We start from the raw sequence: 25,865 nt of genomic DNA, 5'->3' as shown, positions 1-25,865 counted from the left end.
CCGACCACACCCGTCCCGCTCCGGGCCCGGCGCCGTACGGTGCCGGGCCCGCAGTCCGTCCTCCGGCGGGGCCGGCGCCCGGCGTCGGTCCACGGCGTGGCGCGCCCGGCTTCAGCCCGTGCCGGTGCGGCGGGCCTGCTCGGCTGCGGCGACCCGCCCCGGGATCCACGGCGGCTCGGACTGCGGCGAGCGCGGTGCGCCCTCGCCGGGCGGCGGCTGCTCGACCACCTGCCGGCGGGCGCGCTGGCCGCGCGGGGCGTCGAGCACCGAGCGCGGCGGCAGCTCCGTCACGGTGTGCACCGGCCCGTCCGCCCACGAACCCGCATGCGGATTGCGCCCGTTCCGTCCGTCCCCGAGGACCTGCCAGCCCGCCGGGGTGAGCCCGATGTACGCGCCGCAGCGCATCCCGTGCAGCACGGCCGCGTCCCGCAGTGCCCACATCCAGGCGCCGTCCTGCTCCGTCCACCCGGGTGCGCCGTCGCGGCAGCGCAGCAGGACGGCGGTGCGGCTCGGCTCGGGCAGCCGCAGGTCGTGCGGGATGATCCGGCGCAGGTGTGCCAGCAGGGCGTTCCGGTGCTGCCAGCCGTCGGTGTCGTGCGGCCAGGGGGCGAAGGAGGCCGAGGCGGCCAGGCGGTGGAGCGTGTCCAGGACGGCGACCACGACCGTGCCCGGCTGGGGCAGGTGGCGTTGGTGCAGTTCCGGGACGAACTCGCGGGGGTCGCGCAGCAACGGGATCCCCGAGGCGGTCCAGGTCTCCAGGTCCAGTACCCGTCTGGGCGTGGAACCTCCGGAGAGGGGATGCTGACCTCGGTCGATACCGTTGATCACGATCCTCCTTCCTGGCCCGTGGGCAGGCGGGTGCCGGGGTACGCCGAAGGGCGGGTCCGGTGGACCGGGTTTCGGGTACTCCCCAATTCTCGGGGCATCGAGGGCGAGGCGGCAACGATGAAATGATGAACGCCATCCGAAAGCCCATGTTCTGCCGGATATGTTCCACCCTGATCCACCTCCCGTCCGGATGTCGCCGGGCCTTGGTCCACGACGCCCGAAGGACGAGGTGACCGTCGTCGGCGTGGTGACCACCGCTTTCTTCGACCGGTTGACCGGTGTGATCGAAATCGCTCGGCTCGATCCTTTCTGTTAGGCCATTCGAGTGAGGGCCGTCGTTCCGCCGACGGCCCTGCGCCGCCACGTCATCACCCCTGCACGGCCAGCACCAGGGGCAGCACCGCGCTCGCTCCGGCCCGGCGCAGCAGTCGGGCGGCCACGGTGACCGTCCAGCCCGAGTCGACGAGGTCGTCCACCAGCAGTACCGGCCCGCCGGCCGCCGCCACTGCCTGCTCCACCTCCGGCGGCAGGACCAGGGCCCCGGCCAGCGAGTGCAGCCGTTGGGCGCTGTTGCTGCGGGCCCCGTGCGGCGGCACCCCGCCGGCGTACTCGATCCGGCCGAGCAGCGGCAGCCGCCCGACCTCGGCGATCCGCGCGCCGAGGCTGCCGACCAGCTGGGGCCGCCGCGAGGAGGCCATGGTCACCACGCCGACCGGCCGCTCCAGCCGGCTGCCCTCCGCCGTCGCGGGCCCGGCCCAGCCGCCCGGCCCGCGGGCCCAGTCGGCGAGCACCGCCACCAGGGCGTCCACCGCCTCGCCGGGCACGGGGACGTCCGGCGCCTGCTCGGCGAGCAGGCTGCGCAGCCGGTTGCCCCAGCCGATGTCGGACAGTCGGCCGAGTGCGCGGCCGGTCTCGGCCTGCTCGCCGGCCGGGATGCGGCCCTTGAGCGGCACCCCGAGCGCGTCCATCCCGGTCGGCCAGAGCCGGCGCGGCTCGAAGCTCACGCCCGGGCGGCCGAGCGCGGCCCGCGCCGCCGCCAGCGTCTCGGCGGTGACCTCCGGGGTGTGCAGCGGGCCCGCGCAGTTGTCGCACCGCCCGCACGGCGCGGCCTGCTCGTCGTCCAGCTGCCGGCGCAGGAACTCCATCCGGCAGGTGGTGGCCGCCGCATAGTCGCGCATCGCGCGCTGCTCCGCCTCCCGGGAGGCGGCGACCTTGGCGTAGCGGGCGGTGTCGTACTCCCAGCTCTGCCCGGTGGCCGTCCAGCCACCCTTGACCCGGCGGACGGCGCCGTCCACGTCGAGCACCTTGAGCATGGTCTCCAGCCGGGCCCGGCGCAGGTCCACCCGGGGCTCCAGGGCGGCGGTGGAGAGCGGCCGGCCGGCCTCGGCCAGGGCATCGATGGTGCGGCGCACCTGCTCCTCGGGCGGGAAGGCCAGCGAGGCGAAGTAGCGCCAGATCGCCTCGTCCTCGCGCCCGGGCAGCAGCAGCACCTCGGCCCGGTCCACGCCGCGCCCGGCCCGGCCGACCTGCTGGTAGTAGGCGATCGGCGAGCTGGGCGAGCCGAGGTGCACCACGAAGCCGAGGTCGGGCTTGTCGAAGCCCATGCCGAGCGCGGAGGTGGCGACCAGCGCCTTGACCCGGTTGGCGAGCAGGTCGGCCTCGGCGGTGCGGCGCTCGGCGTCCTCGGTGCGGCCGGAGTAGGAGGCCACCGGGAAGCCGCGCTCGCGCAGGAAGGCCGTCACCTCCTCGGCCGCGGCCACCGTCAGGGTGTAGACGATGCCGGAGCCGGGGAGCCGGTCGAGGTGGTCGGCCAGCCAGGCGAGCCGGTGCGCCGGGTCGGGCAGGGCAAGCACGCCCAGGGTGAGGCTCTCCCGGTCGAGCGGCCCGCGCAGCACCAGGGCGTGCTCGTCGGCGGTGCCGGTGCCGAGCTGCTCGGCGACGTCCGCGGTGACCCGGGCGTTGGCGGTGGCGGTGGTGGCCAGCACCGGGACGCCGGGCGGCAGCTCGGCGAGCATGGTGCGCAGCCGGCGGTAGTCGGGGCGGAAGTCGTGCCCCCAGTCCGAGATGCAGTGCGCCTCGTCGACCACCAGCAGGCCGGTGGAGGCGGCGAGCTTGGGCAGCACCTGGTCGCGGAAGTCGGGGTTGTTCAACCGCTCGGGGCTGACCAGCAGGACGTCGACCTTCCCGGCGGCGACCTCGGCCTGGACCTCGTCCCACTCGTCGGTGTTGGCCGAGTTGATGGTGCGGGCGTGGATGCCGGCCCGGGCCGCCGACTCCACCTGGTTGCGCATCAGGGCGAGCAGCGGCGAGACGATCACCGTCGGCCCGGCGCCGCGGGCCCGGAGCAGGGCGGTGGCGATGAAGTAGACGGCGGACTTCCCCCAGCCGGTGCGCTGGACGACCAGGGCGCGGCGGTGGTCGACCACGAGGGCCTCGATGGCCGTCCACTGGTCCTCGCGCAGGGCGGCGCCGGGGCCGGCGAGCTCGCGCAGGACGGCCTCGGCCCGCGCCCGGACCTCGGCGCGGTCGGGGGTGGCGGTGGTGTGGGTGTCGGGCTGCTGCATGGCGTCCATGTAACCCCGTGCCGCCGACAAGCGACGAATGCCGGGGAGGCGGAGGTGGGGAAGACGAGGCGTATTTCATCCGCTGGTCCGCTGAACGGCAGTCAAAATCCACTCGGTGGAGGGCGTGTCGCTTGCTCCGAATGAGCGAAGGGAAATTCGGCGCCGGAGTTATCCACAGAAAAAAGTCGGTTTCGGCGCCGTTCGCGGATTGCGTCCACTCTTGCGGCCATGAACGCGATGAACAACGAACACGTCATTCTGTCCCTCGGTCCGGCCTCCGAGCACCGGCCGGTCGTCATGCGCGGTCCGGCCGACATGGCCGAGCTGCTGCCCTACCTCCTGGGGTTCTACCCCGACGACAGCATCGTCGCGGTCGGCCTCCAGGGCCCCGAGCTGCACCAGGGCGGGCTGGTCCGGGCGGACCTCCCGGCCTCCCCCGAGCAGTGGCCGGCCGCAGCGGAGGAGACGGCCGCCCTGCTGGTCGCCCTCTCCGAACGGCACGGCTCCCGGCCGCTCCAGGTGCTGCTCTACCTCTGTCAGGATCCCGGCACGGCGCACGCCCCGCCGGTGGTGGACGGCCTGCGGCCGCTGGCGGACGGCCTCCGGGCGGCCTTCGGCCGCCGGGGAGTGGCGGTCAAGGAGTCGCTGTGCGTCTCGGACGGCCGCTGGTGGTCCTTCCTGTGCCGCGGCGACGGCTGCTGCGACCCGGCGGGCAACCCGGTGCGGTGCGGTCCCGGTCCGGGCCCGGCGGCCACCGCTGCGACGGTCGCCGGCCTGGTGCCGCGCGGCAGCCGGAAGGCGATCGTCGGCGGGCTGGTCCCGATCGGCCCGCCGCAGGACGCCCCGCAGCGCGCGGCGCTCCTCCGGGCCGAGGCGGCCGCAGGCGCCCTCTCCCGGGAGCAGGGCATCGCCCTGCTCGACCAGGCCGTGGCCGAGTTCGCGGCCGGCGCCCGGGAGCTCGACCCGGACCGGACGGCCCGGCTGCTGTTCGCCCTGCGGGACCGGATCGTCCGGGACCGCGGCGTCGAGTACGTCCGCCCCGCCGAGCTGGCTCCCGCCGAGCGGCTCTGGCGCTTCCTCGCCCGGCACGCCGTACCGCCGCACGAGGCCTGCGCGGTGGCCCCGCTCACCCTGCTGGCCTGGGCCTCCTGGGTCGCCGGGGACACGGCGACGGCCCGCGTGGTGCTCGGCCACGCGCTGCGGCTCTCCCCGGACTACCTGCTGGCCGAGCTGCTGTACGAGTCGCTGAACGACGGCATGACGCCCGGGGCGCTGCTGGCCGCCGTCGAGGCCCAGCGGCGGCGGCGCGAGGAGCCCGCGCCCGCGTCGGCCCCGGCCGACGAACCGCCGCCGCCCGGCGGCGGCGCGGATCCGGGGCCCGCCGCCCCGACGGCGGGGGCGGCCGAGACGGCCGAGGTGGCGGATGAGCGGTCCCGCGGGGGCACCGGTGGGCGGCGGCGCCGCCGGGGTGGTCGGCGGAAGGGCACGCCCACGGCACCCGCACCAGTGCCGGTACCCGAGGAGCCCGGCCCGGGTGGCCTCCGGCGCCCTGGCGGGTCGGCGCCGGACGGGAGCGGCCCCGGCGCGGTCGCCCTGCTGCCCGCACCGGGCTGGGCCACGGCACCCGGGTGCTCCCGAGCAGCCGGGGAGCGGTCCGCCCGGAGCCGGCGGCGCGGCCGCGCGGCGGCGTGCGCGCCCGCCGTCCGCGCCGGGGGCGGCCTCCACCGGTGCCGGGGCGTCCGGCGGGAGGCGAGAGGAGGCCGCCGTGCGCAGTGACACCGTGCGCCCAGGACGGCTCGGCGCCGCGCCGGGCCGCCGGGAGCTACGCCTCGCCGTGCGCCATCTTGATCAGGCGGTCCAGCACCTTGCCGCCGCTCACCCGCAGGCCGTCGTGCTCCCACTCGTTGGTGATCCAGGTCCGCAGGCCGCGCACCGCGCGGGCGGTCTCCAGCGAGTCGGCGGTGTCCACGTACATGTCGTCGTGGTACACCGCCGCCACGACCGGCACGCTGTTGGCGGCCAGCCGCGCGCGGTCGTACAGGTCGGGCCAGTCGGTGCGGGCGGCGAGCAGGTTCGCGGTCTCCTTCAGCGGGCGCAGCGCCGGGTCGGTGTCGAACATCCAGGGGTAGATCATCTCCCCGGTGAAGAGCACCGGGGCGTCGGCCTCCAGCGCGGCCCGGGCGTCGAACTGCGGGAACTCCTTGCGGATCCGTTCGGCGGACCAGGCGGTGCCGCCCTGGTCCACCGAGCGCTGCCCGTAGATCGACTCGTGCAGCACCGCGTACAGCGGCCCGCCCGCGAAGGAGAGCTGGGCCTGGGCGCCCGCCAGGAAGGTGTCGGAGAGCTCGGGCCCGGCCGCGCCCTCCACCCAGGCCTCCTCCAGCAGGTAGTGCAGGGTGCCCGAGCCGCTGCCGCCGCCGAGCAGCAGCCCGAGGGCCTGGAAGGCCTCGACGGTGAGCAGCCCGCCGTCCGGCAGCGTCGCGGGGGAGTCCGCCAGGTGGGCGGCGATCCGGCGCACCGCCTCGACGTCCTGCGGGAACCGCGCGTAGTGGTCCTCGTTCTTGTGGACCACGCGCGGGTACGCGGCGCGGTACACGTCGTCGGCGGAGCTGCCGAGGCCGGCCAGACCGCCGGTGATGAAGGCCTCGGTCAGGCCTTCGGGAGCGATGGAGAGGTAGGTGAGGGTGCAGAAGCCGCCGAAGCTCTGGCCGAGCACGCTCCAGCGCCGGTCGGCGCCGAGCAGCCGGGTGCGGATCAGCTCCGCGTCCCGGACGATCGAGTCCGCGCGGAAGTGGGCCAGGTAGTCCGCCTGCTGCTGCGGGCCGCCGCGCCGGGCGAGGGTCTGCCGGGTGGCCGGGGTGGACCGTCCGGTGCCGCGCTGGTCGAGCAGGAGCACCCGGTAGTCGTCCAGGGCGCGCTCCAGCCAGGCGTCCCGGCCGAGCGGACGGGCGGCCTTGCCGCCGGGCCCGCCCTGGAGGAAGACCAGCCAGGGCAGGTCGTCGCGCTCGCGGCCGGCGGCCACCACCTCGCGGGCGTACACCTCGATCTGCTCGCCCTGCGGGGCGGCGTGGTCGAGCGGGACCTGGAAGACGTGGTCGGTCGTGACAATCCCGGGCAGCCGGCTGACGGTGGACATGCAACTCCTCGGTCTCTGCTGGTCACAGCGGTGGCGTCGCGGTTCACGGGGTCACCGGGTGCGGAGGCCGCGACCCCCGCACCGTATCCTGGCCGCGATCGAGCGCCGGTTCGACCGCCCCCGCCCACCCGACCGGGCGGCCGACACCGGTGGAAACGGACCGGAGCCCCGCAGGTGACGGCCCGCGAGCCCGGGGCCGGGCCCTGCGTCGCAGACGGCGAAGGGCCCGCGGCCGAGGCCCCGGTGACGTCCCGACGGAAGCGGCACGACCGCCCGGCGGGTCGGGGCCGACCGACGGCGCTCGCGGCGGGGCGTGACCTGGCACCGGTGCGCGGCGTTCACCCCGGGGGCCCCGCGCGTCGGCGGAGTCCGCCTGGCGGTGCGGAGCAGGCCGCCCCGGGCGCCGACAGCCGCCGATGGCCAGGCGCGACGTCGGCACCGGCAGCGGCTGCCCGAGGGCCGGCCCGGCCTGCGGGCGGGGCCATGAGGGGCGGGGCGTCACCGGCAGGCCGGGAGACCGGACCTGACGGCGTGCCGGGCATGGTGGCGGCCCGGCGGCAAGGCGCGGTGCGCCGGTACCGGTCCGGTACCGAGCACCGCATGGCACGACCCGGCACCGGGTACGGCCAGACACGGCACACCCGCCGACGGGGAACCCCGCCGGCCCGGCACCATCAGCACGCGATCGAGCATGCTCGCGGCCCACCGGCCTGACCCGGCCACCGGACCGCCGAGGGGAGGAGAGTCCGGTGACCGCCATGAGGCCACCACAGGCCATGCCGGCCGAGAGCGTGGTGGGCGCGCCGCGACCGGTCGGCCGGCCCGACCAGGCTCCGGCCCCGTGGCTCGCGGGCGCACCCGCCGGCCCGGGCCGCCCCATGGCCCCGCCGCGCCCGCAGCCCCCCGCCGTCCACCAGGCGGTGATCTGCGTCAACGCCCCGGCGATGGCCGCCTCCGGCCCCGACGGCCAGCTGCGCGGCCACGGCCTGCACGGCTTCTACCGCAACGGCGTGCGGGCCCTCGCCCGGATGGAGCTGCGGCTGGGCGGCATGGAACCGCTGCCGCTCCAGGGCACCCTCACCAGCACCGCCCAGGCCCGGTTCCTGGGAGCCGTACGCCTCCCCGGAGACCCTGACCCGGACCCGGCGCTCACCGTCGAGCGGCTGCGCCACGCGGACGGCGTGGAGACCGTCGTCGTGCGCAACACCGGTCCGCGCCCCGCCCGGCTGCCGCTGGAGATCGCCCTCGGCACCGACCTCGGCCCGGTCGCCGAGATCGCCGCCGGGCACCGCCCGCCCGACCTGCCGGGCCAGGTGCAGTCCGCCGGGCTGCGCTGGACGGGCCCGGTGCACAGCGCGGTGGTCAGCGCCAAGCCCTCCCCGCACGCCGTCCTGGCCGGTGCGGGGGTGCTCCGCTGGGACCTGGAGGTCCAGCCCGGTGCCCGCTGGTCGGTCGAGCTGCGCACCGAGCTGGAAAGCGTCGCCACCGGCCCCCGTCCACCGGGCGGGCGAGGCACCGGAGTCCCGCTGCCCTGGTCCGAGCCGGAGGTCCGCAGCGACGACTCCAGGGCGGCCCCGCTGGTCTCCCGGTCCCTGGACGCCCTCGGCGGGCTGCTGTTCGCCGACCCGGACCGCCCCACCGACCTCTACCCGGCCTCCGGCGCGCCCTGGCGCTTCGGCCTCGCCCCGGCCGACGCGCTCTGGGCCGCCCGGCTGACCCTGCCGCTGGGCACCCGGTTGGCCGCCGGCACCCTCCGGGCACTGGCCCGCCGTCAGCAGCCGGCCGCCCCCGGCCGCACCGAGGGCCTGCTGCCCGGCGCCCTGCGGCACGGCGGTCCGGAGCTGCCGCCCACCTGCACCGCCACCGAGGCCACCCTGCTGTTCGTCACGGTGCTGACCGAGGCCTGGCGCTGGGGCCTGCCCCGGGCGGAGGTCGCCGAGCTGCTCCCGGCCGCCGAGCGGGCCCTGGCCGCCCTGCGCGAGGGCCTGGTCGACGGCTTCGTCACCGACCTGAGCCGCCCGGTCGAGGAGCGCTTTGCTCACCCCGTCGCCGCCCGCGCCGAGGTCCAGGCGCAGGCCCACCGCGCCGCGCTGCACGGCGCCGAGCTGCTGGAGGCCTTCGGCCGTCCGGGCGCCGAGGACTGGCGCAGCTGGGCCGCCGGGCTGCGCGGGCGCTTCCGCGAGCGGTTCTGGATCGACGACCTCTCCGGCGGCCGCCCCGCCGCCGGGCTCGCCCCGGGCGGCCAACCGCTGCCCGCCCTCAGCTCCTCCCTGGTGCACCTGCTGGACACCGGGCTCGCGGCCGACGGCGGCCGGCACGAGAGCCTGCTGGACCGCGAGCAGACCCGGCTGTTCGCCCAGCGCCTGGTCGCGCCGGAGCTGGACAGCGGCTGGGGCCTGCGGACCTTGAGCGCCAAATCCCCCCGCTTCAACCCGCTGGGCCACCGCGGCGGCGCGGTGCGGGTCCACGAGACCGCGCTGGCGGTGGCCGGTCTCGCCGAGGCCGGCCACGAGAACGAGGCGGGGACGCTGCTGGAGGGCCTGCTCGCCGCAGCCGCCCACTTCGACGGCCGGTTGCCGGAGATGTACGCGGGGGAGCAGCGCGCCCCCGGCTGTCCGCCGGTGCCACACCCGGCCGCCTGCCGCCCGGCGGCGGTCTCCGCGGCCGGTGCCGCGCACGCGGTGTTCGCCCTCGCCGGGGCCCGACCCGACGTCCCGGGCGGGCGGGTCCTGGTCCGTCCGGCCAGCACCGCGCCGCTCGGCGAGCTGGAGCTGACCGGACTGCGGGTGGCGGGCGAGCCCTTCTCGGTCCGGGTCAGCCGGATCGGGGTGGCGATGGTCGAGGAGGCGCCGGCGGACCTGCAGCTCGTCGCCCGCTGACCGCCCGCCACGCGCCGACGCGGCCGTGCCCGCGGGCCCCGGCCGCCCGTGCGCAAACCGTGCGGGGCGGGCCGGCGACCGGCCCCGCCCGGTCCACGGGCAGGCCTGCGCGCAGGCCTGTGCTTATCGTCAGAGAGACGACTATGATCGTCGCCATGTCGCGTTACGATCCGTCGGCCTTCCCCCCCTTCGCTGTCACGGTTGACCTGGTGGTGCTGACGGTGCGCGACCACTCGCTCTGCGCCCTGCTGGTCAGACGCGGCGAGCCGCCCTTCCAGGGGTACTGGGCCCTGCCCGGCGGCTTCGTCCGCCCGGACGAGGGCCTGGCCGAGGCAGCCTCCCGGGAGCTGGCCGAGGAGACCGGCCTGCGCGCGTACTCGGCCCCCGGCCACGACGCGGTCGGCCCCGGCGCCGCCGGTGCCCACCTGGAGCAGCTCGCCACCTACGGCCACCCGCAGCGCGACCCCCGGATGCGCGTGGTGAGCGTCGCCTACCTGGTGCTCGCCCCCGACCTGCCGACGCCCCGGGCCGGCGGCGACGCCAGCAGTGCCCGCTGGGCCCCGGTCGGCGAGCTCCTCGGGGACAACCCGGTCGACGGCGTCCCGCTCGCCTTCGACCACGGGCTGATCCTCGCCGACGGGGTGGAACGCGCCCGTTCCAAGATCGAGTACTCCTCCCTCGCCACCGCCTTCTGCCCGACCGAGTTCACCGTCGGCGAGCTGCGCCGGGTGTACGAGGCGGTCTGGGGGTGGCGCTGGACCCGCGGAACTTCCACCGCAAGGTCACCGGCACCCCCGGCTTCCTGCTGCCCTCCGGCGGCACGACGACGCGGCAGGGCGGCCGCCCGGCCCAGCTGTTCACGGCCGGCGGCGCGACCGTCCTCAATCCGCCCATGCTCCGCCCGGAGTCCTGAGCTGAGCCACGCAGGTGACGGCCCACGAGCCCGGAACGAGCCGGAGCGCGTCGGAGCGCGCCGCCCCGGGCCGCCGAATGGCCCGGCCTGGCTGCGGCCGCAGGGGCACCGGCGCAGAGTGTCGGTGACGCACCGGCCGCCGGGCCGAAGGCCCTGCCCGACCTCAGGAGCCCCGTGATGGTCATCAACGACGACTGCGCGAACCAGCGATCCGTCATCACACGGCTGGCAACCGACTACCGGAGCCTCGACGCGACCACCACCGCCACGGAGCACGAGCTGGCCGCCCTGCAGGACCGGAAGGGCTCGCCCGAGGCACTCGCCTCCGTGCAGGAGCGGCTGGCCACCGAACGCGAGCAGCTGGGCCTGCTCGCCGTCGAGGGTCAGGCCGCCGTCGACGAGTTCCGGGCCGTCTGCGGGGGCGAACAGCTCCCGCCGCTGCCCTGGCCGGCCGGTTAGGAGCGGCGCCAGTGGCGGCGGGCGGACGCGGCCGTCGGTGGTTCCCGTCCGCGGTCGCGCCTCGTTCGGGTCCGTGAATCGCAGGATCGGATTGTCCCCTGATCGGGTGAGGCGGGCGCGCGGTGGGCCCGTGCCGTTCCCGTAATGCCCGGAATAGCCGTCGCCGCCCCCTAATGTGCTGGCGCGGAGCCGTGCGGACACACGCCGTCGGCCCCTCCGGGGGCGCTCCGCGTCGAGCAGGTCGGCCGAGGGCATGGGAGCAGCCAGCGATGATCCAGATCACCGGACTGACCAGAGTCCACCGCAAGGGCGCCCCGCCCGCCGTGCTGGATCTGACCTTCGACGCCAGGCCCGGCATGGTGACCGCGCTGCTCGGCGCCGAGGGCGCGGGCAAGTCCACCGCGCTGCGGCTCATGCTCGAACTCGAACGCGGCCAGGGCGTCACCCTCTTCGACGGCCGCCGTTACCGCCGGCTCCGCCGCCCCGAGCGCGAGGTCGGCGTGCTGCTGCCCGGCCCGGGCGAGGGCGTGGCCGCGGTCGCCGGGCACCCGGGCCGCAGGGCACACAGCCACCTGCGGATGCTGGCCGCGGCCGTCGGCGTCCCGGCCCGGCGGGCCGACGAGCTGCTGGAGCAGACCCGGCTGGCCGCCGTCGCCGGGCAGCGGCTGCGCACCTTCTCGCCCGGCATGCACCGCCGCCTGGCCCTGGCGGCCGCCCTGCTCGGCGACCCCGGCACCCTGCTGCTGGACGGGCCGACCGACGGGCTGTCGCCGCGGAACATCGAGTGGTTCCACTCCTTCCTGCGCTCCTTCGCCGTCGCCGGCGGAACGGTGCTGGTGACCACCCGGACCCCGCAGGAGGCCTCGCAGCTCGCGGACCGGGTCGTCACCCTGGACCGCGGCCACCTGGTGGCCGACCAGCCGGTGGCGGAGTTCCGCCGGACCAGGCTCAGCCCCGAAGTGGCCGTCCGGGGGCCGCAGATGGCGCGGCTGGCGGACCTGCTGGTCAGTCAGGGCGCCGAGGTCCGGCGGGACGGTAGCGTCGGCCTCGCCGTGGCCGGCATCGACCGCACCGAGATCGGCGAACTCGCCTACCGCCACGGGATCCTGCTGCACGAGCTGGCCGACCGGGTGGTCGAGCAGCCGGCGCCCAGGGTCGTCCTGCCGGCCGCCTCGGGCCGGTCCGGCAACCTCCGGGTCCGCCCGGCATCCGAGGCCGAGCCCTCCGTCGAGCCGGACTCCGAGCCCGGCCCCGAGCCCGGCCCCGAGCCCGCTGCCGAGGCCGTCCCCGTCCCGGTCCGCATCGCGGCGCCCGCCACCGAACGCGTCCCCGAACCGGCCCCGGCGCCCGCCCCCGAGCCCGGCGCCCCGACCGCCCACGAGCCCGGACCCGACGCAGAGGCCGCCACCACGCCGCAGCGCCGGGTGCCCCGGGCCCAGGGCGACGCCTCCCTGCCCACCCGTGCGCTGCCGGTCGCCGTGGTCGCCGCCGCCCTCCCAGCCCTCGGCGCTTCCGCCCCCCGGCCCGCCGAGACCGGCGAGCGCATCGAGCCGGCCCCGACCGTCGCCGTCGACCGGCTCTTCCGGGACGACCCGCTCCCGGCCGAGGACTCCGGCCGGGTCAGGATCCCGGGCCGCCACGAGAGTCGCGAGCTGCTCGCCGACGACACCGTCCGGCTCCGCCGCCTCGGCTCGGGCGCGACCGCAGTCCCGGCCCCCGCCACCACCGACGACCACCGGAGCGAGTGAACCGTGCGTGCCCTGGCCTACGAGCTGCGCCGACTGCGCGGCCTGCGTTCCACCTGGCTGCTGATCGCCGCCGTGCTGCTCGGCGACGCCGTCGTGGCCGCCGTCCTGGCGAGCCAGGCCCCGGACGGCCCGCTGGCCGCCCACGCCGGGGTGCGGCTGCTGACCGCCGCCGTCCCGCTGATCCCGCTGCCGTTCGCGGCCCTCGGAGCGGGCGTGCTGGGCGCGCTCTCCTACGGCCACGAGGTGCGCCACCCGGGTCTGCCGGCCTCGCTGGTGTCGTACCCGCGCCGGGTGCGGCTGCTGCTGGCCAAGCTGCTGGTGGTCGGTCCGGTGGCGGCGGGGCTGGCGCTGGCCACCCTGCTGCTGGACACGGTGGCCGTGCACCTGGCACTGCCGGGCGGGGTGACGGTGGCGGCCTGGGCGGAGCCCGCCGCGCTGTCGGCCCGGGTATCCGAGGCGCTGACCGGCGCCGGCCTGTCCGGGCTGTCCGACCTGCCGGGCGTCCTCGCCCCGCTGGCACTGCCGGCCGGCCACGGGGTGCCGGCCGCACTGCTGGCGTTCGTCCTGCTGACCGTCGTGGCCGCATGGACCGGGGTGCTGACCGCCTCGCTGACCCGCAGCGCCGCCGCCGGGGTGCTGCTGCTGTGCGCGCTGCCGCCGCTGCTGGAGTCCGGCGTGGCCCTGCTGCTGCGCCGCACCGGCAGGCCGTGGCCGGCCCGCGCGGCCGAGCTGCTGCCGTTCCAGTCCGGCATCGAGTGGGCGTACGGCTGGGTGTACGGCGGGCCGCACGGGACGGCGGCCGGGAGTGCTGCGCTGACGGATCCGGCGCTGCTCGTGGCGGTCGCGGCCCCTGCGGCCGTCCTGCTGCTCGCCGCGCTGCTCGTCCAGGCCTGGCGCCGTGCGCTGTAGGGCCCGCAGCCCGCTCGTCCCGAAGTACCAAGATCGACCAGCAGTGACCGCAATGCGCGGTTCTTCCTGATAAGAAGTCAATTATCCAGTCACGGTCGATCACCCTTTCGTGTGCTTTTCACGAGAATTCTCAAGCCACGCCTGCGGATCGCCGACAAAGGAGGCGTGAGTACCCTTGCGCACCCCACCATGACCCCCGCCCGTTCCGCCGAAGGGCCCATCCACGGCTCCGGCGACCTGGACCGCTTCTCGTACGCCGACCGGCCGACCCCGCCGGCGCCCCGCTGGGAGGGCGCCGAGTCCGACATCGCCCGGGTCGGCCGCAAGACCACCAGCAGCCGCGGCCGCGGTCTGCACGGCCAGCTGGTCCAGCAGCTCGGCCAGATGATCGTCTCCGGCGACCTCGGCGCCGACCGCCCGCTGGTGCCGGAGGAGATCGGCCAGCGGTTCGAGGTCTCCCGGACCGTCGTCCGCGAGTCGCTGCGCGTGCTGGAGGCCAAGGGCCTGGTCAGCGCCCGGCCGAACGTCGGCACCCGGGTCCGCCCGGTCAGCGACTGGAACCTGCTGGACCCCGACATCATCGAGTGGCGCGCCTTCGGGCCGCAGCGGGACGAGCAGCGCCGGGAGCTGTTCGAGCTCCGCTGGGCGATCGACCCGCTGGCCGCCCGGCTCGCCGCCGGCCACGGCCGGGAGGACATCCAGCAGCGGCTGGTCGAGCTGGTCGAGATCATGGGCCACGCCGCTGCCCAGGCCGACCTGTCCACCTACACCCGGGCCGACGCCGAGCTGCACGGCCTGGTCCTGCAGCTGGCGGGCAACCGGATGCTGGAGCACCTGTCCGGGATCGTCGCCTGCGCACTGCAGGTCTCCGGCGGCCCGGCGATCTCCTGCGAGCGCCCCGCGGAGGCCTCGGTCAGCCTGCACGCCCGGCTGGTGGATGCGCTGGGCAGCGGCGACGGCACCGCGGGCGAGGCCGCGATGCGGGCGCTGCTCACCGTCCACCCCGAGATCGAGCCGTCCGTCCCCGCGCCCCGCGAGCACTGAGCGGGCTGTTCCGAAGAGCGGACGCGCCGGATCCGGCGGCCCGCTCCGCCAGGCCCTCCGGCGCACCGTGCGGCGCAGCCGGGGGGCCTCCGCACGCCTGCGGTGGGTCTCCGGTCCGTCGGATGGCCGGTCCGACCGGCCGAGCCGCGGCTCCTCCCGCACCGGTCCAAACGGGACATGACAAAACGCTTCGGCACGAGTGCGCGATGATGGAAGCCGGCCTCGTGGCCGCGGCCGCCGAGTGGTGTGACCCGCGACACGAAGGCCATGCGTAACACTTGACGAGTAGCAGCGATGTCTCCTGAGCGGGAGCAGCTCCGGAATACTCCAACATGTCAGAATGCTGTGTTGGTCCGCGGCGCTGCTGCCGTCCTGCAAACCCAGTCCTCAAGCCCGAGTCGGTCGGAATCGACACCGCGCGCCTGACGCGCGATCTCCTTCCCCGCCCGCTCGGGCGGCCGGTACGGGTTCGAGTCCACTCATCGTCCGAGAGGTTGTTCGTGTCGGCCAGCACATCCCGTTCGCTTCCCCCCGAGATCGCCGAGTCCGCGGCTCTGCTGGCGCTCATCGAGCGGGGCAAGGCCCAGGGGCAGATCGCCGGTGACGACGTGCGCCAGGCGTTCGAGGCGGACCAGATCCCGGTCACCAAGTGGAAGAACGTCATGCGCAGCCTCAACCAGGTGCTGATTGAGGAGGGGGTGGACCTCATGGTCAGCGCGGCCGAACCGGCCGGCGCCAAGCGCAAGAGCGTTGCTGCCAAGAGCCCCACCAAGCGCACCGCCACCAAGGCTGTCACCACCCGGACCCCGGCCGCCCCGTCGGCCCCGACCAAGCCGCCCGTGCGGATCGCCCCCGGCGCTCCCGTCGCGGCTCCGGCCGTCGCGGCCGCCGCCGCGGCCCCGGCCCCCACCGTCTCCGCCGACATCACCGTGGAGACCACCGGCATCGCCGCCGAGATCAAGGCGGTTCCGGCGAAGAAGGCCGCCCCGGCGAAGAAGGCCGCGGCCAAGAAGACCGCCGCGCCGGCCAAGAAGACCGCCGCCAAGAAGACCACCACCGCCAAGGCCGCCAAGGGCGGCGAGGAGGAGCTGCTCGGCGAGGAGGAGCTGCTCGAAGAGGTGGCGCTGCCGGGCGACAAGGCCGAGGCCGAGGGTCCGGAGGAGGAGTCGGAGGGCTTCGTCCTCTCCGACGACGACGAGGACGACGCGCCGGCCCAGCAGGTCGCCGTCGCCGGTGCCACCGCCGACCCGGTCAAGGACTACCTCAAGCAGATCGGCAAGGTCCCGCTGCTCAACGCCGAGCAGGAGGTCGAGCTCGCCAAGCGCATCGAGGCCGGCCTGTTCGCCGAGGACAAGCTCTCGGCCGCCGACAAGCTCGCTCCCAAGCTCAAGCGCGAGCTGGAGATCATCGCCGAGGACGGCCGCCGGGCCAAGAACCACCTGCTGGAGGCCAACCTCCGCCTGGTGGTCTCGCTGGCCAAGCGCTACACCGGCCGCGGCATGCTCTTCCTGGACCTGATCCAGGAGGGCAACCTCGGTCTGATCCGTGCGGTCGAGAAGTTCGACTACACCAAGGGCTACAAGTTCTCCACCTACGCCACCTGGTGGATCCGCCAGGCGATCACCCGCGCCATGGCCGACCAGGCCCGCACCATCCGCATTCCGGTGCACATGGTCGAGGTCATCAACAAGCTGGCCCGCGTCCAGCGCCAGATGCTCCAGGACCTGGGCCGCGAGCCCACCCCGGAGGAGCTGGCCAAGGAACTCGACATGACCCCCGAGAAGGTCATCGAGGTCCAGAAGTACGGCCGCGAGCCGATCTCGCTGCACACCCCGCTGGGCGAGGACGGCGACAGCGAGTTCGGTGACCTGATCGAGGACTCCGAGGCGGTCGTCCCGGCCGACGCGGTCTCCTTCACCCTGCTCCAGGAGCAGCTGCACTCGGTGCTGGACACCCTGTCCGAGCGCGAGGCCGGCGTGGTCTCGATGCGCTTCGGCCTGACCGACGGCCAGCCGAAGACGCTCGACGAGATCGGCAAGGTGTACGGGGTCACCCGTGAGCGCATCCGCCAGATCGAGTCGAAGACCATGTCGAAGCTGCGTCACCCGTCGCGTTCCCAGGTGCTGCGCGACTACCTGGACTGATCGACGACAGTGGTCCCGGTGAGGGCCCGGAGCCGTACGGCTCCGGGCCCTCACCGCTGTCCGGGGCCGGGTGCGTCAGCGTCCGGGTGGTGGTTGTCGCTCGTCCGGGTGGCGGCGCGGCGGGAAGTGGTCGCGCAGCGAAGTTGATCACCTACGCTGTGCCGGTTGCCTGCTGCCGAGCCTTCTGGAGTCACGGTGCCGACCGAGCCGGACCGCACTGACCTGCCGACCGCCGCCCCGTCCCGGACGGGCCGCGGGCGCCGCCGCGCCGCCGCGCTGGCACTGCTCGCCACCGTCCCCGTGCCGCTGGTCACCCTCGGGGCGGCGACCCCGGCCGAGGCGCAGCGCCGGGTGGTCGGCGGCGCGGCCGCGAGCACGGCCGACCACCCGTGGATCGTGGCGCTGGCCAGCCGACAGCAGTTCGGCAGCGGGCGCTCCGGCCAGTTCTGCGGGGGCGCGCTGGTCGGCCCGACCAAGGTGGTGACGGCCGCGCACTGCTTCTACGACGAGGCCAAGGGCCGGGTGGAGCGGCCGGGCCTCAAGGTGATCGTGGGCCGGGACGACATGCGCGGCGCGGCCGGCCGCGAGGTGATGGTGAAGTCGGTCTGGATCCACCCCGACTACTCCTTCGCCGCCAACATGAACGACGTGGCGGTGCTCACCCTCGCCGACTCCCAGGGCGCCCGGCCGGTGGTCGAGCTGGTCGGCCAGGGCGAGACCGAGCCGTACGCGGCCGGGACCAGGGCGCAGGTGTACGGCTGGGGGGACACCAGCGGACGGGGGGACTACTCGCCCACGCTGCGCGGGGTGGACGTGCCGATCGTCCCGGACCAGACCTGTGGGCACGCCTACCCGGGCGGGCCGGACGGCAAGTTCGACGCGCGCGGCATGGTGTGCGCGGGCGAGGAGAAGGGCGGCAAGGACGCCTGCCAGGGCGACAGCGGCGGCCCGCTGATCGTCGGCGGCCGGCTGGTCGGTCTGGTGTCCTGGGGGACGGGCTGCGCCGAGGCGCTCCACCCGGGGGTCTACACGCGGGTGTCCTCGGTCGCGGACGCGGTGCGCTCGGTGCTGTGATTGTCGCTACCGGTGCACGCGCGGTCACGTTCTGACGTTCGGTCGGGCCGGGGCCGTGACTGCCGGGCCGCGCGGAAGCGAATGCGGGAGAACGGTCCGGGGAACAGCAGAGCCGGGCGACCGGCCCTCAGGGGGTCGGTCGCCCGGCTCACCGGTCGCGCTCGGTGCGCGGCCGGACACAGCTCGACGCTGGCTGCTGTTGGCGGCGCCCGGGATCAGCGCTCGTCGTCGGTGGCCGTCGCGGTGGTGCTGGTGGTGAGACGGCCGCTCTCGTCCTGTATCTCCACGGCGATCTTCTTGAGCTCGGGCTCGAACTTCCGGCCGTGGTGGGCGCAGAAGAGCAGCTCTCCGCCGCTGGCGAGTACGACGCGCAGGTAGGCCTGGGCGCCGCAGCGGTCGCAGCGGTCAGCCGCGGTGAGCGGGCTCGCAGGGGTCAGAACAGTAGTCACGTCGCCTCTTCTCTAGCTCGACGAGCTGTCGTACCAGGGTCAACATCCAACCAGGCCGAAAACGTTCCCGCTCGTGGCTTTTCTTCTCTGAGGATTCTGCTGTGTTGATGAGGACGTGCCCCGGGCCGCGGTGGTTCATGCGTGCCGAAATCCCGGGATCCGCCCGTCGCTCGAACGCCCGATCGGGATCGGGTTCGAGGTCCGCGTAGCATAATCCTCTGCCGGGTTGGAGCATAAGCCCCGCCCCGGGCCCCGGTAGCCTGCATCACGGCAGTTCCGGGGCCTGTGCCGGGCCCCACGATCCGCCAGGACCGGTGCTACCGGGAGGAGATGGCGCCCCCGGGGACCGCACCCGGGTGCGGTGCTTGTTCGCGCAGCGCGTACAAGCTGCGCGGGGCCGGTCCGTCGTGCTGCGCACCCCGCGGAGCGGTGCGGGCACGCAGGGCGACGGATGTCGGTGCGGTGTGCTGCACTGGCGTTTGGTCCGGATCCGTCCGGATGTGACCGATGAGACAGAACTTCACCGAGGAGAGTGCCGCGTGAGTGCCGAAACGACCGTGCCGTCCGCGCTGCTGGCCGGCGACGACGGTTCCAACTACACCGCGCGGCACCTGCTCGTCCTGGAGGGCCTGGAGGCCGTCCGCAAGCGCCCCGGCATGTACATCGGCTCGACCGACAGTCGCGGCCTGATGCACTGCCTCTGGGAGATCATCGACAACTCGGTCGACGAGGCGCTGGGCGGCTACTGCGACCGGATCGAGGTCGTGCTGCACCCGGACTCCTCGGTCGAGGTCCGCGACAACGGCCGCGGCATCCCCGTCGACGTCGAGCCCAAGACCGGGCTGTCCGGCGTCGAGGTCGTGATGACCAAGCTGCACGCCGGCGGAAAGTTCGGCGGCGGGTCCTACGCGGCCTCCGGCGGTCTGCACGGCGTCGGGGCCTCGGTCGTCAACGCGCTCTCCGCCCGGCTGGACGTCGAGGTGGACCGCTCCGGCCACACCCACGCGATCAGCTTCCGCCGCGGCACCCCCGGCATCTTCACCGAGGCCAGCCCGGACGCGCCCTTCGAGCCGGCCAACGGCCTGACCAAGGCGCGCAAGGTCCCGAAGACCCGCACCGGCACCCGGATCCGCTACTGGGCCGACCGGCAGATCTTCCTCAAGGACGCCAAGCTCTCCCTGGAACACCTGCACAGCCGCGCCCGGCAGACCGCCTTCCTGGTGCCCGGCCTGACCATCGTCGTGCGTGACGAACGGCTCACCGAGAGCGAGCAGATCGACGAGTCGGTCTTCCGCTACGACGGCGGCATCGCCGAGTTCTGCGAGTTCCTGGCTCCCGACAAGCCGGTCTGCGACGTGCTGCGGCTGCGCGGCGAGGGCACCTTCAAGGAGACCGTGCCGGTCCTGGACGAGCTCGGGCACATGACCCCGACCGAGGTCACCCGCCACCTCGGCGTGGACATCGCGCTGCGCTGGGGCGCCGGCTACGACACCACGCTGCGCTCCTTCGTCAACATCATCGCCACCCCCAAGGGCGGCACCCACGTCACCGGCTTCGAGCGCTCGCTGGCCAAGACCGTCAACGAGGCGCTGCGCGCAGGCAAGCTGCTGCGCGTCGCCGAGGACGACATCACCAAGGACGACGCCACCGAGGGCCTGACCGCGGTGGTCACCGTCCGGCTCGCCGAGCCGCAGTTCGAGGGCCAGACCAAGGAGGTGCTCGGCACCTCGGCGGCCAACCGGATCGTCGCCGCCGTCGTCGCCAAGGAGCTCAAGGCCTTCCTCACCTCGGCCAAGAAGGACGAGAAGCTCCAGGCCCGGGCCGTGCTGGAGAAGGTCGTCGCGGCCGCCCGCACCCGGGTCGCCGCCCGGCAGCACAAGGAGGCCCAGCGCCGCAAGACCGCGCTGGAGACCAGCTCGCTGCCCGCCAAGCTGGCCGACTGCCGCAGCGACGACGTCGACCGCAGCGAACTGTTCATCGTCGAGGGCGACTCCGCGCTCGGCACCGCCAAGCTCGCCCGCAACTCCGAGTTCCAGGCACTGCTGCCGATCCGCGGCAAGATCCTCAACGTGCAGAAGGCCTCGGTGAGCGACATGCTCAAGAACGCCGAGTGCGCCGCGATCATCCAGGTGATAGGGGCCGGTTCGGGCCGCACCTTCGACATCGACCAGGCCCGCTACGGCCGGGTCATCTTCATGGCCGACGCCGATGTCGACGGCTCGCACATCCGCACCCTGCTGCTCACCCTCTTCCACCGCTACATGCGGCCGATGGTCGAGCAGGGCCGGGTGTTCGCCGCCGTGCCGCCGCTGCACCGGATCGAGCTCACCGCCCCCAAGCGCGGCCAGGAGAAGTACCACTACACCTACTCCGACGCCGAACTGCGCTCCACCCTGCTGGAGTTCCAGCGCAAGGGGCAGCGCTGGAAGGAGCCGGTGCAGCGCTACAAGGGCCTCGGCGAGATGGACGCCGACCAGCTGGCCGAGACCACCATGGATCCGCGCCACCGCACGCTGCGCCGGATCAACCTGGGCGACCTGGAGCAGGCCGAGAAGATCTTCGACCTGCTGATGGGCAACGACGTGGCCCCGCGCAAGGAGTTCATCGTCGACTCGGCGGCGACCCTGGACCGCTCGCGCATCGACGCCTGACGCGCCCAGCGCCCGAGGGACGCGCCCAGCGCCAGACGCGCCTCCCGCATGACGCGCCCGGAACGTCAGGGCCCTCCACCCGTGGGTGGAGGGCCCTCACGCTGCCGGTTCCACCCGTGGTCCACCCCGGCTCCGATCAGCGGGAACCGCCGGATCCCTAGCGTCGGAGAGGTCAGCAACAAGCCCCTCTCCTCGGGACGGAGCAACTCCCATGGGTGCCGTAGCCAACCTCCTCGTGATCGTCGCGGTGGTGGTCCTGGTGGTCCAGCGCCAGATGCGCGTCCAGCGCCTGGACACCGAGCGCCGCTTCTGGCTGCTGCCGCTGGTCCTGGGCGCGCTCGCGCTGCGCGACCCGCAGATCATCGACCACCGGCACACCGTGCTGTCGGTCGCCCTGCTCGCCGTCGGACTGGTCACCGTGCTCGCGATGGGAACGGTCTGGGGTTGGACCGTCCGGCTCTGGCGGGACGCCGACGGCAGCATCCTCGCCAAGGGCACCAAGGCCACCATGGCCGCCTGGGGCGGGATGATCGCCATCCGGATCGGCCTGTACGCGCTGGGCTCGGCCCTGGGCGTCCACCAGGCGGGCAGCTCGCTGATGCTCGGCATGGCGGTCCTGCTGCTGGTCCGCTCGCTCGTGGTGAACTGGAGGGCCCGGACGCTGGAGCCCGCGCAGGCGACCGCCGTACTGCACTGATCCGCCGCCGTGAGCACCGAGGAGGCACCCGTGGCCGGGTGGTACTGGACCCGCTGGCCGTCCCGGGAGGGGCTGGAGCGTGACGCCGAGAGCCGGCCCCGGCGGGTCCTCACCGTGTCCGGCCGGATCGTCCTGCTGGCCGTCGTCGGCTGGGGGACCTTCTCCGACGGGAAGTACACCGGCTGGTCGGCGGCGGCCGCCGCGGCCGGACTGGCCGCGGCCGCCGCACTCTGCGCGGCCTACCTGTGGGCCGGCCGGGAGCAGCGCCCGGTGCTCTCGTACCTGCTGGTCGCCGCGCTGGTCGGCGGCGCCTGGCTGGCGAACTGGGGAAAGGCCTACACGCTCGCCGACTTCCTCTGGATCGGGCTGGCCGTGACGGCCCTGGTCCGGCTGCCGCCCGCGCCCGCGCTGCTCGCCGCGGCGGCCGCGCTGGGCTCGTACACGGCGGCCTCCCCGACCAGCTGGCTGAGCATCGGCGCCACCGTCGGCGGGGTCACGCTGCTCGGCTACCTGTTGCGGTTGGACGTCGAGGCGCGCGGCACCGCGCGCCGACTGCTGGAACAGGAGCGCGCCGCCCGGGCCGCCGAGGCGGAGAGCGCGGCGCTCGCCGAACGGGCCAGGATCGCCCGGGAGATCCACGACGTGCTGGCCCACAGCCTCTCCGCGCAGCTCGTCCACCTGGAGGCGGCCCGGCTGATGCTGGAGGGCGACACGGACCGGGAGCGGATCCGCGAACGGGTCGTCGCCGCCCGGCGGATGGCGCAGGACGGGCTGGCCGAGACCCGGCAGGCGCTGTCCGCGCTGCGCGGCGAGTTCACCACGGTCGGGGACTTCCTGGTCGAGCTGACCGGCCGGGAGCGGGCCGTCCTCACGGTGACCGGCACGCCCCGGCCGCTGACCGCCGAGCCCGGCCTCGCGGTGCGGCGCACCGCGCAGGAGGCGCTGACCAATGTGCGCAAGCACGCGCCCGGCGCCCGCTGCTCCGTCGAACTGCGCTACCTGGAGCGGGTGGTGGAGCTAGAGGTGCGCAACTCGCGCCCGTCGCGCGGCCAGGCGGCAGGCGAGCCGGCGCCGGGGGAGCTGGCGGCCAGCGGCAGCGGGTACGGTCTGCTGGGGATGCGCGAGCGCGCGGAACTGCTCGGCGGCACGCTGCTGGCGGGCCCGGAGGACGGAGGGTGGCGCGTGCTGCTGCGGGTGCCGGCATGACGGATGCGGTCACCAGGGTGCTGGTGGCGGACGACCAGACGGTGGTGCGCGAGGGCATCGTGATGCTGCTGGGGCTGCTGCCCGGCATCGAGGTGGTCGGCGCGGCGGGGGACGGGGAGGAGGCCGTCGCCCTGGTGGAGCGTCATCACCCGGACGTGGTGCTGATGGACCTGCGGATGCCGCGCTGCGACGGCGTCGAGGCCACCCGGCGGATCCGGGCGGCGCACCCGGAGACCGAGGTCGTCGTGCTCACCACCTACGCCGACGACGACTCGCTGTTCCCGGCGCTGCAGGCCGGAGCGCGCGGCTACCTCACCAAGGATGCCGGGGCCGAGGAGATCGCCAGGGCCATCGCGGACGTGCGCGCGGGCGCGGCCGGGCTCTCCCCGCAGGTCCAACTCCGTTTGCTGGAAAGGCTGTCGGAGCAGCCGGGCCGGGCCGAGTCGACGGCCGGGCAGCCCGCCGCCCGGCCGGGGGAGCTGCCCGACGGGCTGACCGCCCGGGAGGCGGAGGTGCTCGCGCTGATCGCCGAGGGGCTGTCCAACGCCGAGATCGCCCAACGGCTGTTCGTCAGCCAGGCGACCGTGAAGACCCACATCAACAATCTGTTCGCCAAGACCGCGGTGCGGGACCGGGCGCAGGCGGTCGCATACGCCTTCCGGCACGGAATCACCGGTACGCAGCAGTAGTCGGATGGGCGTCCGTCAGATGATCGACCACCTCATCGAGTGAAGGTATCTGCGATGGTCGGGGACGGTGTCCGGTGGCCTCCATGATGGTTCGGGTCAGAACGCCCGGCCCGGCCCAGGAGCAGCAGTGCCACAGCAGCAGACCAGCAGTCCCGGACAGGGGCAGCGATTCGACTGGTGGGCCGCTCCGGCCGCCGCCACTGCGTCCGAGCCGGCTGCCGCGCCCCGTCGAACGGCGGTGCCGGTCCAGCCGGTGCCCACCCGTACGGCCGCCGCCCAGCCGATCACCGTCTCCGAGCCGGCGCCCGCACCGGCCGCCGCGGTGCCGCCCGCACCCGGGGCGGGGCCCGCGCCGGTCGCCCCGCCGGTCGCCGCGCCCGTCGTGCCGCAGCAGCCGTCGGCACCGGCGACCGTCGACAGCACCGAGGTGTACCGGGCCGTCCAGGCGAGCGCGGCCTTCCAGGCCATCCGCCACAGCTACCGCTCGTTCGCCTTCCCGGTCGCCGGCCTCTTCCTCGGCTGGTACCTGCTGTACGTGGCCGCCCAGGCCGCCGCCCCCGGGCTGATGCGCACCCCGGTCGCCGGGCCGCTCAACGTGGCCTGGCTGCTCGGCCTCTCGCAGTTCGTCACCACCTTCCTGCTCACCTGGCTCTACGCCCGCAACGCCCGGACCAAGCGCGACCGCGCCGCCCTGGGCCTGCGCTGGGACACCCAGGACCAGCTGCGATGACGACCACGATGACGACCGCCACCCCGCCCCCCGTCGCCCCCGCCGGCGACCACCACTCGCTCGCGATCGTGCTGTTCGCCGTCATCGTCCTGGTCACCCTGGGCGTCACCCTCTGGGTCGGCCGCCAGGGCAACGCCGCCGAGGACTTCTACGCCGGCGGCCGCGACTTCACCCCGCTGCAGAACGGCTTCGCGCTCTCCGGCGACTACCTCTCCGCCGCCTCCTTCCTCGGCGTCGCCGGGCTGATCGCCCTGTACGGCTACGACGGCGTGCTCTACAGCATCGGCTTCCTGGTCGCCTGGCTGGTGGTGCTGATGCTGGTCGCCGAACTCGTCCGCAACGCCGGCCGGTACACCCTCGCCGACGTGCTCGCGCTGCGGCTGCGCCGCCGCAAGGTGCGGGCCGCAGCCGGCGGCGCCAGCGTCGTCGTCACCCTGCTCTACCTGGTCGCCCAGATGGTCGGCGCCGGCTCGCTGGTCGCCCTGCTGCTCGGCACGAACAGCCCGCACGCCCGCACCTGGACGATCATCGCGGTCGGCGCCCTGATGATCGTCTACGTGACGATCGGCGGGATGCGGGCCACCACCTGGATCCAGATCATCAAGGCCGTCCTGCTGGTCACCGGCTCGGTGCTGCTGACCGTACTGCTGCTGGTCCACTTCCACGGCGACCTCGGCGAGCTGATGCGCCAGGCCGCGCAGCACAGCGGCGCCGGGCACCGCTACCTCGAACCCGGGCTCAAGTACGGCGCCGGTTTCACCAGTCGGCTGGACTTCTTCAGCCTCGGCCTCGCCCTGGTGCTCGGCACCGCCGGCCTGCCGCACATCCTGTCCCGCTTCTACACCGTGCCCACCGCGCGGGCCGCCCGCCGCTCCACGATGTGGGCGATCGGCCTGGTCGGCGGCTTCTACCTGATGGCCATCGCCCTCGGCCTCGGCGCCACCGCGCTGGTCGGCTCGGCCGAGGTGCGGCACGCCAACCCGGCCGGGAACACCGCCGTCCCGCTGCTCGCCCTGGTGCTCGGCGGCGGCAACGGCAGCACCGGCGGAGTGGTGCTGTTCGCGCTGATCTCGGCGATCGCCTTCGCCACCATCCTCGCCGTGGTCGCCGGGCTCACCCTGGCCTCCTCGGCGGCCTTCGCCCACGACATCTGGGCCGGCGCCTGGCGCAACCGGCCGCGGCGGGAGCGGACACCGTCATGGCGCGGCCGGCTGCGCCGCCGACCGACCGAGGCGCTGCCGGCCGCCCGCTCGGCGGACGAACCCGGGCTCGGGAGCAGCGAGCAGCAGGAGGTCGTCGTGGCCCGGATCGCCGCCGTCGGGATCGGCGCGGCCGCGATCGTGATCAGCCTCTACGCCCAGCAGCTGAACGTGGCCTTCCTGGTCGGCCTGGCCTTCGCCGTCGCCGCTTCCGCCAACCTGCCCGTCCTGCTCTACACCCTGTTCTGGTCGCGGTTCACCGCCCGCGGCGCGGTCTGGTCGGTGTACGGCGGGCTGGTCCCGGCGATGGTGCTGGTGCTGTTCTCGCCGGTGGTCTCCGGCTCCAAGGTGGCGCTCTTCCCCGGCGTCGACTTCCACTGGTTCCCGCTGGAGAACCCCGGCATCATCTCCATCCCGCTCGGCTTCCTGGCGGGCTGGATCGGGACGATCACCTCGCCCGAGCCCGCCGACGCGGACCGCTTCGCCGAGCTGGAGGTGCGTGCCCTCACCGGTGCGGGCGCGGCCTGAGCCGTCGCGTTCCGGGGA

18 protein-coding genes and 1 pseudogene are annotated in these 25,865 nt (G+C 74.8%); 15 read left to right on the top strand and 4 right to left on the bottom strand.

The window, feature by feature from the left end:
* Positions 1-111: 111 nt before the first annotated feature.
* Together CRP52_RS09635 and CRP52_RS09630 are read right to left on the bottom strand one after the other, a co-directional pair.
* Positions 112-765 (bottom strand): hypothetical protein, encoded by a 654-nt coding sequence (locus CRP52_RS09635; RefSeq protein WP_373560551.1) that lies wholly within the window; start codon positions 763-765, stop codon positions 112-114.
* Between the two features lie 431 nt (positions 766-1,196).
* Positions 1,197-3,392, bottom strand: coding sequence for a RecQ family ATP-dependent DNA helicase (locus tag CRP52_RS09630; protein WP_097236015.1), 2,196 nt, complete (start codon positions 3,390-3,392; stop codon positions 1,197-1,199).
* A gap of 228 nt (positions 3,393-3,620) precedes the next feature.
* Here CRP52_RS09630 and CRP52_RS09625 point away from each other — a divergent pair, with 228 nt between their 5' ends.
* On the top strand, positions 3,621-5,168 hold the full coding sequence (locus tag CRP52_RS09625) for a DUF4192 domain-containing protein (RefSeq protein ID WP_097236014.1): 1,548 nt from the start codon (positions 3,621-3,623) through the stop codon (positions 5,166-5,168).
* A 46-nt stretch (positions 5,169-5,214) separates the two neighbouring features.
* Here the strand turns inward: CRP52_RS09625 and CRP52_RS09620 are convergent, their stop codons facing one another.
* Complete coding sequence (locus CRP52_RS09620; RefSeq protein WP_097236013.1) at positions 5,215-6,528, bottom strand: alpha/beta fold hydrolase; 1,314 nt, start codon at positions 6,526-6,528, stop codon at positions 5,215-5,217.
* A 758-nt stretch (positions 6,529-7,286) separates the two neighbouring features.
* Between CRP52_RS09620 and CRP52_RS09615 the strand changes: the two genes are divergently transcribed.
* The 8 genes and pseudogenes from CRP52_RS09615 to CRP52_RS09580 all read left to right on the top strand — a co-directional run bounded on the left by CRP52_RS09615 (position 7,287) and on the right by CRP52_RS09580 (position 17,698).
* On the top strand, positions 7,287-9,407 hold the full coding sequence (locus CRP52_RS09615; protein WP_257033034.1) for an amylo-alpha-1,6-glucosidase: 2,121 nt from the start codon (positions 7,287-7,289) through the stop codon (positions 9,405-9,407).
* A gap of 155 nt (positions 9,408-9,562) precedes the next feature.
* Positions 9,563-10,320, top strand: a pseudogene (locus tag CRP52_RS09610) (NUDIX hydrolase).
* 177 nt (positions 10,321-10,497) lie between these two features.
* The gene (locus CRP52_RS09605; protein WP_097236012.1) at positions 10,498-10,779 is read left to right on the top strand and encodes a hypothetical protein; all 282 of its coding nucleotides are present in this window, start codon (positions 10,498-10,500) and stop codon (positions 10,777-10,779) included.
* Between the two features lie 269 nt (positions 10,780-11,048).
* On the top strand, positions 11,049-12,527 hold the full coding sequence (locus CRP52_RS40405; RefSeq protein ID WP_179852741.1) for an ATP-binding cassette domain-containing protein: 1,479 nt from the start codon (positions 11,049-11,051) through the stop codon (positions 12,525-12,527).
* A gap of 3 nt (positions 12,528-12,530) precedes the next feature.
* Positions 12,531-13,436, top strand: a complete 906-nt coding sequence (locus tag CRP52_RS09595; protein WP_097236010.1) for a hypothetical protein — start codon at positions 12,531-12,533, stop codon at positions 13,434-13,436.
* 111 nt (positions 13,437-13,547) lie between these two features.
* Complete coding sequence (locus CRP52_RS09590) at positions 13,548-14,480, top strand: FadR/GntR family transcriptional regulator (protein ID WP_097236009.1); 933 nt, start codon at positions 13,548-13,550, stop codon at positions 14,478-14,480.
* Positions 14,481-14,974: 494 nt separating this feature from the next.
* Positions 14,975-16,624 (top strand): RNA polymerase sigma factor, encoded by a 1,650-nt coding sequence (locus CRP52_RS09585; protein ID WP_097236008.1) that lies wholly within the window; start codon positions 14,975-14,977, stop codon positions 16,622-16,624.
* 282 nt (positions 16,625-16,906) lie between these two features.
* Entirely contained in the window at positions 16,907-17,698 is a 792-nt protein-coding gene (locus CRP52_RS09580; protein WP_373560550.1) for a S1 family peptidase, read from the top strand.
* 215 nt (positions 17,699-17,913) lie between these two features.
* On the opposite strand, the gene CRP52_RS09575 is transcribed toward CRP52_RS09580, so the two are convergent.
* Positions 17,914-18,147, bottom strand: coding sequence for a DUF7455 domain-containing protein (locus tag CRP52_RS09575; protein ID WP_097236007.1), 234 nt, complete (start codon positions 18,145-18,147; stop codon positions 17,914-17,916).
* Between the two features lie 539 nt (positions 18,148-18,686).
* Here CRP52_RS09575 and CRP52_RS09570 point away from each other — a divergent pair.
* The 6 genes from CRP52_RS09570 to CRP52_RS09545 all read left to right on the top strand — a co-directional run bounded on the left by CRP52_RS09570 (position 18,687) and on the right by CRP52_RS09545 (position 25,847).
* Positions 18,687-20,798, top strand: a complete 2,112-nt coding sequence (locus tag CRP52_RS09570; RefSeq protein WP_097236006.1) for a DNA gyrase/topoisomerase IV subunit B — start codon at positions 18,687-18,689, stop codon at positions 20,796-20,798.
* A 211-nt stretch (positions 20,799-21,009) separates the two neighbouring features.
* Entirely contained in the window at positions 21,010-21,495 is a 486-nt protein-coding gene (locus CRP52_RS09565) for a CcdC protein domain-containing protein (protein ID WP_097236005.1), read from the top strand.
* Between the two features lie 9 nt (positions 21,496-21,504).
* Positions 21,505-22,701 carry a sensor histidine kinase gene (locus tag CRP52_RS09560; RefSeq protein WP_257032386.1) on the top strand — a complete coding sequence of 399 codons (1,197 nt, stop codon included), beginning with the start codon at positions 21,505-21,507 and terminating at the stop codon, positions 22,699-22,701.
* A complete protein-coding gene (locus CRP52_RS09555) occupies positions 22,698-23,390 on the top strand; it encodes a response regulator transcription factor (protein ID WP_097236003.1) in 693 nt (230 codons plus the stop codon). Before CRP52_RS09560 ends, CRP52_RS09555 begins: the two co-directional genes overlap by 4 nt.
* Before the next feature lie 127 nt (positions 23,391-23,517).
* Complete coding sequence (locus CRP52_RS09550; protein ID WP_257032385.1) at positions 23,518-24,120, top strand: DUF485 domain-containing protein; 603 nt, start codon at positions 23,518-23,520, stop codon at positions 24,118-24,120.
* The gene (locus tag CRP52_RS09545) at positions 24,117-25,847 is read left to right on the top strand and encodes a solute symporter family protein (protein WP_257032384.1); all 1,731 of its coding nucleotides are present in this window, start codon (positions 24,117-24,119) and stop codon (positions 25,845-25,847) included. The genes CRP52_RS09550 and CRP52_RS09545 overlap by 4 nt, the downstream gene beginning before the upstream one ends.
* Positions 25,848-25,865: the final 18 nt, after the last annotated feature.

Origin of the sequence: Streptomyces sp. 1331.2 (assembly GCF_900199205.1) — a bacterium.
Classification (GTDB): domain Bacteria; phylum Actinomycetota; class Actinomycetes; order Streptomycetales; family Streptomycetaceae; genus Kitasatospora.
The sequence above is the reverse complement of the archived record's forward strand: the minus strand, read 5'-3'. Positions and strand labels throughout refer to the sequence as shown.

Excerpts from the sequence above, each read along its gene's own strand:
- CRP52_RS09565 (WP_097236005.1), top strand. The coding sequence starts at position 21,010 with ATGGGTGCCGTAGCCAACCTCCTCGTGATCGTCGCGGTGGTGGTCCTG.
- CRP52_RS09555 (WP_097236003.1), top strand. The coding sequence starts at position 22,698 with ATGACGGATGCGGTCACCAGGGTGCTGGTGGCGGACGACCAGACGGTG.
- CRP52_RS09605 (WP_097236012.1), top strand. The coding sequence starts at position 10,498 with ATGGTCATCAACGACGACTGCGCGAACCAGCGATCCGTCATCACACGG.
- CRP52_RS09620 (WP_097236013.1), bottom strand. The coding sequence starts at position 6,528 with ATGTCCACCGTCAGCCGGCTGCCCGGGATTGTCACGACCGACCACGTC.
- CRP52_RS09625 (WP_097236014.1), top strand. The coding sequence starts at position 3,621 with ATGAACGCGATGAACAACGAACACGTCATTCTGTCCCTCGGTCCGGCC.
- CRP52_RS09545 (WP_257032384.1), top strand. The coding sequence starts at position 24,117 with ATGACGACCACGATGACGACCGCCACCCCGCCCCCCGTCGCCCCCGCC.
- CRP52_RS09615 (WP_257033034.1), top strand. The coding sequence starts at position 7,287 with ATGAGGCCACCACAGGCCATGCCGGCCGAGAGCGTGGTGGGCGCGCCG.
- CRP52_RS40405 (WP_179852741.1), top strand. The coding sequence starts at position 11,049 with ATGATCCAGATCACCGGACTGACCAGAGTCCACCGCAAGGGCGCCCCG.
- CRP52_RS09630 (WP_097236015.1), bottom strand. The coding sequence starts at position 3,392 with ATGCAGCAGCCCGACACCCACACCACCGCCACCCCCGACCGCGCCGAG.